Here is a 14,270-nt window from a genome sequence, read left to right on the forward strand (position 1 = left end):
TTTCGATCATCGCGCAGCGGCCTCAGCGCATGAACAGCCCGCCGTTGACGTCCCAGGTGGCGCCATTGGCGAAGAACGCGTTTTCACCGGCAAGATGCACGGCAGTGTCGGCCACATAATCGAGGGAGCCCAGCCGCTGCACGGGAATGCCCGCGACGATGCCCGCCAGCTTGTCCTGCGGCACCAGCGCGCGCACGGCAGGGCTGTCGAGCGGCCCCGGCGCGATCGCGTTGACCGTAACCCCGAACGGGCCGAGATCGCGCGCGAAGACTTTGGTCAACGTGATGATCCCGCCCTTGGACGCGGCATAGTGCGCCCCGGTCGCAGTGCCGCCGTTCTGCCCCGCCAGCGAGGCCATGTTGACGATCCGCCCCACTCCACGCTCCTTGAAGTAGCGGCCGAAGACCTGGCAACCTACGAACGTGCCGCGCAAGTTCACCTGCACCACGCGGTCGAATTCGTCCGGGTCGATCTCAAGTACCGGGCGCGCCACGGTGACCACGGCGTTGTTCACCAGCGCGTCGACTGAACCCCATAGCGCGACGAGCCGGTCCCGCGCGGCCTCGAAGGCGGCCTGATCGCGCACGTCGAGCGCGAAGCCGACCGCCGTTTCCGTGGTCGGGTCGAGGGCTTCGGCACAGGCGATCGCCGCCGCTTCGTCGATATCGGATACGCCCACGCGGTAGCCCGCGCGGTGGAAGGCGGCGGATAGCGCCGCCCCCAGCCCTTGCGCGCCGCCAGTGATCAGAACGGTTCGGGTGCTGCTCATAGCAGGTACCCGATACCGAACTGGTAATCTTCAGCGTTGATGAGAGTGACGATCTTCTCATCGAGCAGCAGGGCTCCATCCGGGGCGCGCACGATGCGATAGCGCATATCGGCGGGGAGGAAGCGCATGTGGCCATACTTGTATTCGGCCAGCATCTGCGCCGCGCGCAACTCGATGAAGTCGTACCCCGATGCCGTCACCACAAAGCGCGACACCGTGCGCACCGTACGCGCGGGCGGCGCAGACGACATCGAGAAGCCCGAAAGCAACCGTTTGGCACGGGCTTCGCGCATCACCTTGTTGTCGTAGACGATGTTGAGCACTTCGGCGTAGTCGGCCGGATCGCGCTCGGTCGGGATGATGTACTTGCCGCCTTCGGTCCACAGCTTGAGCCAGGGCTTGTAGTCCAGCCGGTCAAGCAGGTCCGCTTCGGCCCAGATGAACTGTGTGGCTTCGGCCAGCGTGATCGTTGCGGTCATTTCCAGCGCCTCGCTCATGCCGTCATCATCCTTTTCCACTGCTGGTAGGCGGCGCGCATGCCGGTTTCGGCGCTGACGTCACCCGCGTTATGGCCCGGCTCGGCAACGCCGGCGGGCGCATCGACGCCGCGGTTGAGCATGATCCACAAGTCCTCGCCCGCGTGGGCGCCGCGCTGGACGCGCTCCCACCCCTCGGCATCGTCGGGGGTGCCGAAGCCCATCGGGCCCTGGAAGTGTTCGTGCAGCCGCAGACGCTCGCGGTTGCCCGCCGCCGGGCCGCCGTCCATCCCGATCGCCACGTGCATGATCTCGGTTTCCTCGACAGTGACCGGGCGAAGCACGCGGAAGAACGCCATTGAACAGGCGACGTTGGGGAACAGGTTGAGGTTGAAGCCCGAACCGCCCACCGCGCGCACGACCTTGCGCACCGTGGCGTCATCGTGGCCTTCATCACGCAGTTCCTGCGCCAGTTCCGCGAAGCGATCGGGGATCGGCGCGTCGAGGTTGTCTTCAAGGTCGATAAGATCGGGGATCATCACCATGACCGAATGGCCATTGCCCAGATCCTCGACCCAGCCGCCCTGCCCCAGCACATCGAAGACGTTCTCGGTCTCGGCATCGAGGCTGTCGAGGAAGGTCTTGTGGACGATCGGGAAGTGGTAGGCGTCCGTCGTGTTCTCCAGCTGGATCTTCCAGTTGCCGGGGAAGCGGAACTTGTGTTCGCCAAGGGTCTTCACGCCGTAACCGGCGCCCTGCTTCATGAACAGGTCCATCCACTTGCGCGCCGGGCCGAGGTAATCGACCAGCGGTTCGATATCATTGTTGAACGTGGCGAAGATCATGCCCTGGTACGTCTCGACGCGCAGCGAGATCAGCGGGAATTCGCTCTTGTCGAAATCTTCCGGGTAACCGGCGGCGTGCGGCACCTTGCGCAAGGTGCCGTCGGGATCGTAGCTCCAGCCGTGGTAGGGGCACACGAAGACGCTGGCCTTGCCCTTCTTCTTCTCGCACACGCTGGCCGCGCGGTGGCGGCAGCGGTTGAGCAGAACGTTGACCTTCATCTCGCGGTCACGGGTAACGATCACCGGCTCGCGGCCGACCCACGATGTCTTGAAGCTGTTCTTTACGGGAACGTCGCTTTCATGGGCGACCCAGACCCAGGTGTTCTTGAAGATGCGGTCCATCTCCTCGTCGAAGATGGTCCCGTCGCGATAAAGCGAGGTGTGGACCCGGTCTTCGCGGACGAGCGTGGCGTAGTCATGGTCGCTCATAGCTGCCTCCTGATGTGTGTCGTTATTCTGATGCGTCCGGCACCGAGATCGGCGCCTCGTCGTTCCACGGCCCGACATCGCGGGAAAAGATGTTCTCGGTAACGAAGCGGGCGATGCGCCAGACGCCGTCCTGACGCTGGAAATCCAGCGTCAGGGCCGCGCTGCGCAAGTCCGAGCGTCCATCACGGTAAGTTGACACCTGAAGCATCATCCAGCCCGCGGTAGCGCGGTCATCGCCGGTAACCTCGATGACCTCGGACGAAAGGTAGTGGGCATTGAGCGCAAAGTGGGGCGGGTCTGCATAGCTTGCCAGCATCGCCACGATCGCGTCGCGCCCTTCGTGCCGCCCAAAAGCCTTGCGGTAGCGTCCGCGTCCTTCCCACACAGCATCCGCAGCGAACAGGTCGCCCAACTCGTCGAAAGGCGTTTCCGGGCCAAGCGTGTCGCACAGGCGGAAGTAGCGCATGGCCACGCGGCGCACCGCCACTTCCGCCTCCAGCAGCGCGACCCGCCGGGCCAGAAGAGCCATTTCGTTCATGCAGGGATGACCAGTTCCCGGCCGATGCGCGCCTCTACCCGCATATACTTCCACAGACGGTATTCGCCGACCTCGATCGTGCGGAACAGGTTGCAGGCGGCAACGGCAGTGGCGCGGTCCGGCACGTCGGCAAGGATATAGAACGTCCAGGGCCAGCCGTTGGGCGAGGTGCCAACCATCGTTTCGTCATCGTCCAGCGTGCCCAGCACGGTCACGCCGGGCAGGTCGCGGATGCCCCTGAGCATTTCTCCGGTCGCGGCCCAGACCTTGCCAATCTCGGCAGCGGGCAGGTCGAAGAAGTTCTGCAGCACAGCGCCGCAGAACAGGACGCGCAGGGGCTTGGTGGAAGGGCTATCGGTCATGTCTTTTGCATCCTTCTCGATCAGGGAAAGCCGGGAGCCGCTTCAAGCCCCAGGATAATCTTGCCGGCGTTCTGCCAGGTGCCATCGGCCAGGAAGGCATGCTGGGGCACCACCATCGCATCGCGCAAGTAGCGCGCGATGGGGTGATCCGCGCCGATCCCGGTGGTGCCGCTGAGCCTGTGGACCGTGCCCGCCACATCAGCCGCGACATGGGCCGCATTGGTGGAGGCAAGCCGGAGCAGGGAACGCGTGGTCAGGTCCAGTTCCTCCGCCCCCGCTTCCAGCTGGGCAAAGGCCGCATCGGTCGTTTCGTAGAAGAACGCGCGCGCCGAACGCAGCGCCGCCTCGGCCTTGGCAATATCGGTCTGGACATAGGCGCGGTCGGCCAGTGTCGGAGCCCCGGTGATGGAAGTGCGCCCGCCCGCCAGCGTAATCAAGCAGTCCAGCGAAGCACGCGCCACACCCAGTCCGACGACCGCCAGCATCTGCGCCGCCAGCGGCATCGAGGGATAGCGATAGAGCGGGGTATCCAGACTGGATGCACCGCCGCGGATAAACGTCCATTCCTGCGGCACGACTACCTTGTCGACCACCATGTCGTGGCTGCCGGTGCCCTGCATGCCGGTGACGTTCCAGTTGTCGACGATCTCGATGCTGGATGCGGGCATGACCGCGATCAGCGGCAGGCCGCCGGTGGGGCCGCCGCCTTCCACCTTGATGCCCACACCGATCACGTCGGCGCCGCGACAGCCCGAACCCCAGCTCCAGCGGCCGGAAACTTCGACTCCGCCTTCTACGGGAACGGCGGACTGCGGCGGGAAGATACCGCCAGCAAAGACCACGTCCGGGCCGTTTGCGTACATCTTTTCAAGGGTCGGCAACGGCAGCGAGCTGAGATAGACGGCAGAGAACCCGAAGCTGGCTACCCAGCCGGTCGACCCGTCCGCTTCGCTGATCGTCTCGATCAGGCGCAGGAAGTCGGACGGGTGCATTTCATCCCCGCCGAACCGCCTGGCCACCATGGCGCGGTAGACGCCGGCCTGCTTCATCAGTTCGATCACGTCGGCGCTTACATGGGTCTGCCCTGCAAACTCCGCATGGCGTTCACGCGCGGCGGCAAGCAGTCGCTCCAGCGCTTCAGCCTTGCCCGGCGCCGCCTCGCCCGGCCTGGAGATATCGGCAACGGTCATCGGTTCGTATCCTCCCCTGCTGGGTCCCTGATCACGGAAATTGTATTTTCCAGCATGCGGCCAAAGGCGCAGACGGCCTCATCTTCACCATGCCGGCCGATCACCTGAATGCCGATCGGGAGCGCTTCTGCGGCAAGCACCGGAACGGTCAGTGCCGGATGGCCAGAAAGGTTGAACGGGCGCACCAGCGCCGTCATGCGCAGCGCGGCGGCAGCATCGCCGGCTTCGGGCAGCGCCAGCGGGAAACACGGCATCGTCGGCATCACCAGCAGTTCATGCTGTTCAAGCAGCGCATCGACCTCAGCGGTGAAGCGCGTGCGCACGACTTCGGCCTGCGCCAGCTTTTCCGCATCGACGTTTGCCGCCGCGGTAAGCCGCGCCGCCACGTCCGCACCGACTTTCCCACCCGCCAGCAGATGCCCGAAGGCAGCGTAAGTTTCCGCCGCGATCACCGCGATGTTGGCGGCATAGGCGGCCGGTAGCTGTGCCAGGCTGACCTGCGCATTCGCAGAAAACCACGCCACCGCTTCATCGAACGCCGCCTGCACGGCAGCATCGACGCCCTCTGCCTGGACGATCGCGAAACGTGGCGGGGGATCTGCCGACGGCGCGTAGCCGGGCGCGATGATGCGCATTGCCGCCTCGATCTGCGCCATGGAACGGGCAAACGGCCCGATACAGTCCAGCGACGATGCGCGCGGCCAAGCCCCGGCCCGGTTTACCCTGCCGAACGTGGGCTTGAGCCCGAACACGCCGCAGCAAGCGGCGGGCGTTCGGATCGAGCCGCCGGTATCCGTGCCGATGGCAAAGTCCACCAGTCCTTCGGCCACCGCGACAGCCGATCCGCTTGACGAACCACCGGGGACGCGATCGGGAAAGTGCGGATTGATCGCGGAACCCGTCCAGGCATTGATGCCGGTAACACCGTAAGCCAGTTCATGCATGTTCGCCTTGCCGACGATCCGGCAGCCGCCCGCCAGCAGCGCTTCGACAACTGCGGCATTCGCTTCGGCGGCAGGTGCCTCATCAAGAGCGGCGCTGCCGCCCTTCGTTGCCATCCCTGCGATATCGATGCAGTCCTTGACCGCAACGGTGACAGCACCGCTTCCCAGATTGACCGGCGTGAAGATGGCGTTGTTGCGTGACATATCCAGACTCATATTTGTTTCACTTGAAATGTCAATTTATACCGTAAGCGGATTTCCGCTGATCCGCGCGCGTTCCGGCGATCAATGTCGGCGGCGCAGACGGTCCGATGGCGCCACGCCGAATCGGTCGCGATAGTATCCTGCGAACCGGCCCATGCTGACGATTCCGCAAGCCTGCATCAATGCGGTGACGTCAAACTGGTCACCCCGTTCAACGATCAGGTGATCGAGCCGTTCCAGCCGCTGCTCGCGCACTTCCTCTCCAAACGTGTGACCAAGGAAGCGCCGAAACCCGGACTGCAGCGTTCGCACGCTTACACCCGCATCGGCCGCGATCTCGCACAGGGAAATCGTGTGCGCACCATTCGCGACAAGACCGGCGATTGCCGCCTTTGCCTGCTTCACGAACCACGGCACGGCTGCGCCGACCTCGGGCCTCGACACGTGTGTCCTGTCGCGCAGGAATTCGGTGATCAGGCTTGCCGCCCGGTCCCCGAACAGGTCCGGCATTCCGGGACCAAGCTCCGCCCAGCCGAGCATGAAGCGCATGAGATCGATCCACACCATCGCCTCACCGCCGGCAAGCGCGTCGTAACGCCCCGATACCGCAGGCCACAGACCGGACGGCAGGTTTGCCGTAAAATGCCGGCTGCTGCTTTCGAATGCGATGTCCAGCGGCGATCCCGGAGGGGACACGTGCATCATGCCCGCTTCCAGCACGGCAACCTTGCGATCGCCCAGAGCCATCCGGCTGCGCCCTTCGGCAACGGCATGGACAAGTATCCGCCCCTGCGGCACGCGCGAGCGTATCCGCACGGGCGCTCCGTAAGTAAGGTCGGCCAGACGGCACGGCCCTGCCGCAACGTGGCGCACTTGCGCGCGGATCGTGCGGCCTGTTTCCCGCATGTCCATCTCGTGCGGGGCCAGTATGCGCGAAAGCATCGCGACCACTGCGTCGGCATCGCGCGTCTCGATCCGCTGCGGCAAGGCGGCGAGGGTCTGCCGCATGGTCAGGGCCGATACCAGTCGACAGGCTTCGCCTTGCGCATGGCACGCACCTGGCTTTCGAACAGCAGTGCCGAGAAGCGATTGCTTTCGTTGAGGCGAGCGGCCGAAGTACGGCAGCGCTCCATGACTTCGGGGCCGATCTTGCGGTCGGGGCCGGGGATCATGCCCGCCTGACACTGCACTTCGGCGGCCCGCTGGACGATGTAGTGCAGCATGAAGGTCGATGGAATGTCCCGTTCGCACACGGCGACGCCATGATTGCGAAGGACCAGCACGTGCTTGTCGCCAAGACTGGCGACCATGCGGTCACGCTCGTCTGCGAACAGGGTGATGCCTTCGAATTCATGATAGCCGACGCGGTCGATCAGCTGTGCGCCGTAGAAGTTGTTATGGTCGAAGCCAGCATCCTTCATCGCCACCGCCGAAATCGGGATGGTGTGCGTGTGGGCGACGCAGTGCACGTCATGGCGATGCGTGTGGATCGCGCCATGCAGGGCGAAGCCCGCCGGATTGGCCCAGTATTCGGATTCCCCCACCAGTTCGCCGTCGACATTGACCACCAGGAGGTTGTCGGGCGTGATCTCGGAATAGTTCAGGCCGAACGGATTGACGAGGTAACGATCCCCCTCCGGCAACCGCACCGAGATGTGGTTCATGATCATCTCGTGCCAGCCGAAATACTCGATCAGATGATAGAAGTTCGCCAGATCGTGGCGCAGCTTCCACTCCTCGTCGGAACAGGTGGTCATGGTCATTCTCCCGTCTGGCTGCGGCCCGGTACGTGCCTTGGCATGAACCACAGGGCGCCCGTCACGATCAGCATCATGGCACACAGAAATACAAAGAACGCGCCCGCCCCAGCACCGACCAGCATCGCGCCGATGAAGGAACTGGCGATCGCGCCGAACCGTCCGATCGCCAGCGCAGCGCCGATGCCCGTCGATCGCATCGAAGCAGGATAGGCGTTGGCCGCGATCGCAAAGAGCATTGGCTGCAACCCGGCGATGAACAGTCCGGCAAGCGCCAGCCCCGCCACCAGCACCGGCATCGAAGCGCCTGCCGCAAAGGCCGCAAGCGTCAGCAGGCAACCCAGTGCGCCGCCGATCGCGAACGTCAGCGTCAGCTTGCGCGATCCGATCCGGTCGATCAGCAGCGCGCCGATCAGCGCCCCGCCCATGCCGCCAAAATTGAAGGCCGCCAGCAAGGTGCCTGCCGCCGCCATGTCCAGCCCCCGGCTTACGCTGAACACCGGCAGCCAGTTGAACACCGTGTAGGCAGCCGTCAGCACCCCAAGGAACTGGATGCACAGCATGATGCTGGGCAAGCGTTCCTCCCCTTGCAGCAAAGCGCCGTAGCCTGCCCTTGCGGCGGGCGCCTGCCCGGCGAAGGGGCCGAAGTCGCTTGCGTTTGCCGCGCCAAGGCGTCGTGCGATCCGTTCAAGCTCTGCGCAGCGCGCCGGACGGGTCGCAAGGAACTGGGGCGATTCCGGCAGGACTATCGCGATGACAAGTGCAAGGACCAGCGGCAGGGCGCCGCCGACAAGGAACAGCGCGGGCCATCCGTGGGCAGGCAATAGCCATGCCGCGACAAGGCCCGCCATGACGCCGCCCACGGGGGTACAGATCATCCCGAAGGTCACCATGAAACTGCGGCGGCGTACGGGCGTGAATTCGGAAAGCAGCGCCACGGCGCTTGGCATCGCCCCGCCCAGCCCCACCGAAGCGACGAGACGACTGGCCAGGAAAAGCGTCATGCCTCCCGCGAATGCCGACGCCAGGGTGCCCAGCCCGAACACCACCATGCTGGCCAGCAGCGTTGCCTTGCGACCGATCCTGTCGCCCAGCCAGCCATTGATCGCCGTCCCCAGGCTCATGGCGACAAGCCCCAGCCCCAACACCGGCACGAACGCCTCCCGCGGAAGCGACCACGCCTTCATCAACGCCGGGATTGCTACGCCGATCAGCTGGATGTCGAACCCGTCGAGAACGACTGCGAGAATCGCAAGGATCCCCGCCTGTTTCTGGAAGCGGGTCCAGGGGCCGTCATCAAGCGCGTATCGCAGCGATACCACGTCCCTCACGACCTGAACCGCCCGGCCGCGCTGCAGCGCCGGCGCGGGAACATCCACGAGATCATCAAACAGCCCTCCTGCCTGAACACCAATGCCCGGACACCTCCCCGGGGCGCGTTGCCGTGCCGCCTCTGCCGGGCTGGCTCCCTGAGTGCCGCAGCATGCCCAGTATTATACCAATGTCAATTGAATATTATATTTTCTCGCAGGCCATGTCGCCGTCACCCAGCAGGATGCGCGCCCTCTGGTATTCCTGTTCAAGTATCGCCAACGCCCGCGTCGCGCCTGCTTCGCCTCCCGCCGCCACTCCATAGAGCGTTGCGCGGCCGCCCATCACCCCGTCGGCGCCCAGCAGTGATGCCTTGAGAATATCGGCACCGCGCCGGACACCGCCTTCCACCAGCACCTGAACGTCCGCGCCCAATTCCGCGCGGGTCGCCTGCAGCAGTTCAAGGCCGGGGGCGGCTCCATCAAGTTGGCGGCCGCCATGGTTGCCCAGCACGACGCCATCAGCACCCATGTCAACGGCACGCCGCGCGTCAGCAGGGTGCCCGATCCCCTTGATCAGCATCCGCCCGTGCCAGAGCGCCCGCACATGCTCCAGTTCGCGCCAGGAAACGGTCGGTGCGATATTCTGCCGCAGCCAGCGGCTTGCCTCCAGCAGATCGGCGGAACCGGCGCCCAACCATTCGGCGATGTTGGGAAAGCCCGGCAGCCCCTTGCGGAAGACCTGCGCCATCCAGCGGGGGTGGCGCAGCGCATCCATCCGTGCGGCCAGCGTTGCCTGCCCCTCTGCCGCGTAGAGCCGCGCATTCCATTCCCGGTTGCCAAAGGTGTTGGCATCGATCGTCACGACAAGGGTTCGCACACCAGCCGCTGCCACCCGGCCAAGCAGCCTTTCGACCAGCGCCATCTCGCTGAAGATGTAAAGCTGGAACCAGTGCTCCAGCCCTCGCACCTTTGCCACATCCTCCAGCAGCACATTGGAGACGGTGCTTTGCGTGAAAGGCACCCCGACCTTCGCAGCGGCACGCGCCAGCGCTAAGTCGGCTCCGTGCCAGTAAAGGCCGTTGAGCCCGGTGGGTGCTATAACGTAGGGAAACCGGCACTCGCCCGAAGGCGCGTCACCCTCTGCAAGACGCGGTCGGAACCGCAAGCGGTCGAAAGCCTGACGATTGGCGGCAAGCGCGATCTCGTCTTCGGCCCCGCCTTCAAGATATTCCGCCGCCAGCGCAGGCAATCGATGCAGCGCCATGGCGCGCAATTCGGCGATCGACAGCGCCCGCTGCGGATCACCGCGAAGGCGATACCGGCGCGAGGGCAGAAGCGGCGCGCCTAGCACCGATGATGCCCGGATTTGGATGATCGGCCCGCCCGAATTTTCAACTCGTCCTCGCTTACCTGAAGATTCGCCGACCGGCCCGGCGTCGCCTGAATGGGCGCGAAACCCAAGGAAATCGCACAGGTTTGCAGAAGCCTACCCTGTTCTGGTATGGCTGCCGCATAATAATTGATATTTCAAGTGAGATATGCCGGGCATTCACTCAGGCACGGCGATCGGATACTCGGAGAAAGACAGTAAAAATGAAGGACGTGGAGCAGGAGCCTATGGTCACCAAGGCAACAAAGGCAAAGCGACGCAGCGCGACCCCGCCCGATCCGAATTCGGACGGCAGCGAATTCGACGCGCGCGAATGGCCGTTCTTCTGGCTGACTCATGCTACCGGCCTCTACCTCAGCAGGCTTGAGCGCGGGCTCAAGAAGGTCGGCCTCGACATCGGCCGCTGGCGCGTGCTGATGTGCGTGCAGCCCGGTCAGGCACTGAGCGTGAGCGAGATTTCCGAACTGGCCATCGTCAAGTTGCCAACCATGATGAAGCTTATCCAGCGCATGGAGGCAGAGGGCCTTGTTTCGTGCGAGGCGCGCGCCACCGACGGGCGCGTCACCGACGTTTCGCTGACCAAGGACGGTCTGGCCGCCCGCACCCGCGCCTGGCAGACGGCGGGCAAGATCTTCTCGCGCGTGTTCACGGGGGATGAAGGCATGGACTTCGACGCTCTGAACCGTCAGCTGCGTCAGGTGGTGGTACGCCTCGAAGACGATTGAGCCGCATTTTGCTGCACCTCGCGCACGGTGTTGCGCGAAGCGGATAGCACATGGCGGCGCGCCTGCACACAATGCCCTCCATCACATCAAGGAGAGCATCATGCGTATCGCAGTACTGGGCGGAGGACACGGCTCTTACGCCGCCGCGGCGGAAATGAGCGAGAGGGGTCACGAGGTCTGGTTCTGGCGCCGCGATGCGGGTGCCTTCGCCGCCATCGAAGCGCAGGGCGGCATCGAAGTGCGCGATCATGCGGGAACGCGCACCTTGCCGATCGCCCACCTCACCTCGTCCCTGGAAGAGGCTCTGGCGGCAGCCGAACTGGTCGTGATCCCGCTGCCTGCCACCGCGCATGAAGATCTTGCCAGGGCCTGCGCCCCGCACTGGCGCGATGGGCAGGTGGTGTTCCTGCCGCCCGGCACACTGGGTTCGCTGATCTTCGTGGAGGCCGCCCGCGCCGCCGGAAACGAGGCCCGCGTTCGCTTCGCCGAAACCGGCACCCTGCCCTACCTGGTGCGCAAGCACGGCCCCGCCAGCATCGTCGTCAGCGTCTATGCCACGCGCCTGCCGACCGGCGTGTTCCCCGCGCGCGATGCGGACGAGGTGATCGCGCTACTGCAGCAGGCCTACCCCTCCGTCGAGCCTGCCGGTGACGTGCTTTCCGGCGCGCTCATGAATGCCGGGCCGATCATCCACCCTCCGCTGATCATGATGAACGCTGGGCCGCTTGAGCATTTCGACGCATGGGACATCCACAACGAAGGCACCCAGCCGTCGATCCGCGCGGTCACCAATGCGCTGGATGCCGAGCGCATCGCAGTGCGCGAGCATCTTGGGTATGCCGCTCCGCATTTCCCGCTGGCCGACCACTACAGCCCGGATGGCGATGAGTGGATGTACGGCAATGCCGCGCATGAAAAGCTGACCGACAGCGGCGACTGGCGCGAGAAGATCAACCTGCAGACCCACCGCTACATGCGCGAAGACACCGCGATCGGGCTTTCCCTGTTCACCTCTATCGCACGCTGGGCGGGCAAGCCGATGCCAGTGGGCGAAGGACTGCTGGCGCTGGCCTCCGCGATCACCGGGGAAGACCTCTATGCCGCGGGGCGCACGCTGGAACGTCTGGGCCTTGCGGACTGCGATCGGGCAACCTTGCAGGAACGTCTCCATGACGGGTTCTGACGCGGTGATCGGCGTGGTCGGAGCGGGGCGCATGGGCCGGGGCATCGCCACCGCCTTTGCCCTGGCCGGACATCAGGTGCGCCTGCTCGACTTGCGCCAGCGCAGTGCGCAAGACTTTGCGCACCTTGCCGCCGCCGCTCGCCTCGACGTGGAACGCGACGTGGCTTTCCTTGCGGAAGCGGGCTTGCTTGACGCCGCAACCATGGCACGCGTGCTGGACGACTTGCTTGTCGCTCCGGCCGCAGAGGCGTCCGCGCTTCTGGCTGGCTGCGATCTTGTTTTCGAAGCCGTGCCCGAAACCATCCCGGCCAAGCAGGAAGCCTTCGCCGCGATCGGGGAGGCCGTGCGCGCCGATGCCCTTGTCGCATCGACGACGTCCACCATCGATGCCAATACGCTGGCAGAGATGTTGCCGGGGCCGCAGCGCTTCATGAACGCGCACTGGCTGAACCCGGCGCATCTTGTGCCTCTGATCGAGGTCAGCCCCGCGAACGTCACCGATCCCGCGCAAGTGGAGGCGCTGTGCGCGATCCTGCGCGGCATCGGCAAAGTACCCGTTGTGTGCCGTTCGTCACCCGGCTACATCGTGCCACGCATCCAGGCGCTGGCCATGAACGAAGCGGCGCGACTGGTAGAGGAAGGCGTGGCGAGTGCGGAGGATGTCGATACCGCCATCCGCGTCGGCTTCGGGTTCCGCTTCGCCGTGCTCGGCCTGCTGGAATTCATCGACTGGGGCGGCGGCGACATCCTGTTCCATGCCAGCCGCTACCTTTCCGGCACGCTTGACCCGCAGCGCTTCGCCGCGCCCGAAGTGGTCGAACGCAACATGGCGCAAGGGCACAACGGCGTGCGCGACGGCAAGGGCTTCTATGACTATCAGGACATGGATCTTGCCGCCTATCGTGCCGGACGGCTGAGCGAATTCGTCGCCATGCTTCGCCACCGCGACATGATGCCTGCGATCCGGGGAGCGGTGCAATGAAGGCGCGGGCATCGCTGCTGGCCGTCGCACTGGTGCTGGCGGGCGGTCTCGCGAGGGGCGGAAGCGCACTTGCCGACGCACCGGCGCCTACTGCCGGGCGACTGGAAGTTGTGCGGCAGCTGGACGGGTTCAGCCTGATCGGGGTCGCCGTCACCCCGGCGGGGCGCATCTTCGCCAGCGCTCCCGCCGCGACCAGTGGCGACAAGGTGATCGAGATCGATCCCCGCACCGGCGCAATCACCCCCTTTCCCGCCGCCGGCTGGCAGGTATCGGGGCAAGACACCCGGCACTGCTGGTTCGCGCCGCAAGCGCTGTGGGTGGACGATGCCGGCGCCCTGTGGGTGCTGGATTCAGGCCGCCCGACCCTCCCCTCGCCCGCGCCGACCGGTCCGGCGAAGCTTGTCAAATTCGACCTGGCGGGCAACCGGGTGGAACGCACATACGATTTCGAAGGTGCGGTTGATGCCGGGGATTCGCTCAACGATCTCAGGATCGATAACCGGCGCGGGCTGGCCTACCTTACCAACATCGACCGCGAAGGCAGCCTTGTGGTGCTTGACCTAAAGACCGGCGAGGCACGGCAGGTGCTGATAGCAGACCGCTCTACCCGCGCAGACCCGGCAGAACACCTGCACATCGGCGGCAAGGTCGGCCTGCTGCGCAGCGGCAAGCCGCCGCTAGTCCATGCGGACGGCATAGAAATGTCGCCCGATGGCCAGTGGGTCTACTATCGCACGCTGACCGACCACAACTACTGGCGCGTGCCCGCCGCCGCACTGGCGGATGCAGCGCTGCCCGCCGCGAAGCTCGCTGCCAGTGTGGTGTTCCTTGGCAAAGGCCCGATCACGGGCGGGATCATCATGACACCCGAGGGCACGCTCTATGGCGGCGATCTGGAACATGGCGGCATCGTCGGCCTGCGCTTCACCGGCAGGACGCTGGCATCGCATGTGGTGCCGCAAACGGAAGCGATCGCCTGGGGGGACGGATTCTCCGTGGCGGGCGGATACCTCTACATCGCCGATGCGCGTCTGTCGGAAAAGGTCTTCGCCAATTCGCTGCCGAAACGCGGGGTCGCTACCATCTACCGGATCAGGCTGACCGATCTGAAGTAACGCGCAGCGTCAATTTTTCCCTCTGTCGGCCCGGCCTTCCTCCACGAA

The 14,270-nt window shown here is 65.1% G+C and carries 15 protein-coding genes; 4 read left to right on the forward strand and 11 right to left on the reverse strand.

Annotation, left to right across the window (positions count from 1 at the left end; all coding sequences use genetic code 11):
* Positions 1-22: 22 nt before the first annotated feature.
* The 11 genes from LO787_RS03430 to LO787_RS03480 all read right to left on the reverse strand — a co-directional run bounded on the left by LO787_RS03430 (position 23) and on the right by LO787_RS03480 (position 10,091).
* Positions 23-769, reverse strand: a complete 747-nt coding sequence (locus LO787_RS03430) for an SDR family NAD(P)-dependent oxidoreductase (protein WP_232494470.1) — start codon at positions 767-769, stop codon at positions 23-25.
* Complete coding sequence (locus LO787_RS03435) at positions 766-1,266, reverse strand: aromatic-ring-hydroxylating dioxygenase subunit beta (protein WP_232494471.1); 501 nt, start codon at positions 1,264-1,266, stop codon at positions 766-768. Before LO787_RS03435 ends, LO787_RS03430 begins: the two co-directional genes overlap by 4 nt.
* Positions 1,263-2,519, reverse strand: a complete 1,257-nt coding sequence (locus LO787_RS03440) for an aromatic ring-hydroxylating oxygenase subunit alpha (RefSeq protein WP_103096318.1) — start codon at positions 2,517-2,519, stop codon at positions 1,263-1,265. The genes LO787_RS03435 and LO787_RS03440 overlap by 4 nt, the downstream gene beginning before the upstream one ends.
* A gap of 22 nt (positions 2,520-2,541) precedes the next feature.
* Positions 2,542-3,057, reverse strand: coding sequence for a nuclear transport factor 2 family protein (locus tag LO787_RS03445; protein ID WP_232494472.1), 516 nt, complete (start codon positions 3,055-3,057; stop codon positions 2,542-2,544).
* Entirely contained in the window at positions 3,054-3,419 is a 366-nt protein-coding gene (locus tag LO787_RS03450) for a hypothetical protein (protein ID WP_232494473.1), read from the reverse strand. The genes LO787_RS03445 and LO787_RS03450 overlap by 4 nt, the downstream gene beginning before the upstream one ends.
* Positions 3,420-3,439: 20 nt before the next feature.
* Positions 3,440-4,609 carry an acyl-CoA dehydrogenase family protein gene (locus LO787_RS03455; protein WP_232494474.1) on the reverse strand — a complete coding sequence of 390 codons (1,170 nt, stop codon included), beginning with the start codon at positions 4,607-4,609 and terminating at the stop codon, positions 3,440-3,442.
* Positions 4,606-5,757, reverse strand: a complete 1,152-nt coding sequence (locus tag LO787_RS03460; protein WP_232494475.1) for an amidase — start codon at positions 5,755-5,757, stop codon at positions 4,606-4,608. The genes LO787_RS03455 and LO787_RS03460 overlap by 4 nt, the downstream gene beginning before the upstream one ends.
* An 81-nt stretch (positions 5,758-5,838) precedes the next feature.
* Positions 5,839-6,765 carry an AraC family transcriptional regulator gene (locus tag LO787_RS03465; RefSeq protein WP_338045406.1) on the reverse strand — a complete coding sequence of 309 codons (927 nt, stop codon included), beginning with the start codon at positions 6,763-6,765 and terminating at the stop codon, positions 5,839-5,841.
* A 2-nt stretch (positions 6,766-6,767) separates the two neighbouring features.
* Complete coding sequence (locus LO787_RS03470; protein WP_103096348.1) at positions 6,768-7,514, reverse strand: class II aldolase/adducin family protein; 747 nt, start codon at positions 7,512-7,514, stop codon at positions 6,768-6,770.
* 2 nt (positions 7,515-7,516) lie between these two features.
* On the reverse strand, positions 7,517-8,845 hold the full coding sequence (locus LO787_RS03475) for an MFS transporter (RefSeq protein ID WP_232494476.1): 1,329 nt from the start codon (positions 8,843-8,845) through the stop codon (positions 7,517-7,519).
* Between the two features lie 184 nt (positions 8,846-9,029).
* The gene (locus tag LO787_RS03480; protein WP_232494477.1) at positions 9,030-10,091 is read right to left on the reverse strand and encodes an alpha-hydroxy acid oxidase; all 1,062 of its coding nucleotides are present in this window, start codon (positions 10,089-10,091) and stop codon (positions 9,030-9,032) included.
* A 329-nt stretch (positions 10,092-10,420) separates the two neighbouring features.
* Here LO787_RS03480 and LO787_RS03485 point away from each other — a divergent pair, with 329 nt between their 5' ends.
* The 4 genes from LO787_RS03485 to LO787_RS03500 all read left to right on the forward strand — a co-directional run bounded on the left by LO787_RS03485 (position 10,421) and on the right by LO787_RS03500 (position 14,222).
* Positions 10,421-10,942 (forward strand): MarR family winged helix-turn-helix transcriptional regulator, encoded by a 522-nt coding sequence (locus tag LO787_RS03485; protein WP_232494478.1) that lies wholly within the window; start codon positions 10,421-10,423, stop codon positions 10,940-10,942.
* A gap of 100 nt (positions 10,943-11,042) precedes the next feature.
* Complete coding sequence (locus LO787_RS03490; protein WP_232494479.1) at positions 11,043-12,125, forward strand: NAD/NADP octopine/nopaline dehydrogenase family protein; 1,083 nt, start codon at positions 11,043-11,045, stop codon at positions 12,123-12,125.
* Complete coding sequence (locus LO787_RS03495; protein WP_232494480.1) at positions 12,112-13,107, forward strand: 3-hydroxybutyryl-CoA dehydrogenase; 996 nt, start codon at positions 12,112-12,114, stop codon at positions 13,105-13,107. Before LO787_RS03490 ends, LO787_RS03495 begins: the two co-directional genes overlap by 14 nt.
* A complete protein-coding gene (locus LO787_RS03500) occupies positions 13,104-14,222 on the forward strand; it encodes a major royal jelly family protein (RefSeq protein WP_232494481.1) in 1,119 nt (372 codons plus the stop codon). The genes LO787_RS03495 and LO787_RS03500 overlap by 4 nt, the downstream gene beginning before the upstream one ends.
* The last annotated feature ends 48 nt before the right edge of the window (positions 14,223-14,270 follow it).

The organism is Novosphingobium kaempferiae (genome assembly GCF_021227995.1).
GTDB classification, from domain to species: Bacteria; Pseudomonadota; Alphaproteobacteria; order Sphingomonadales; family Sphingomonadaceae; genus Novosphingobium; species Novosphingobium kaempferiae.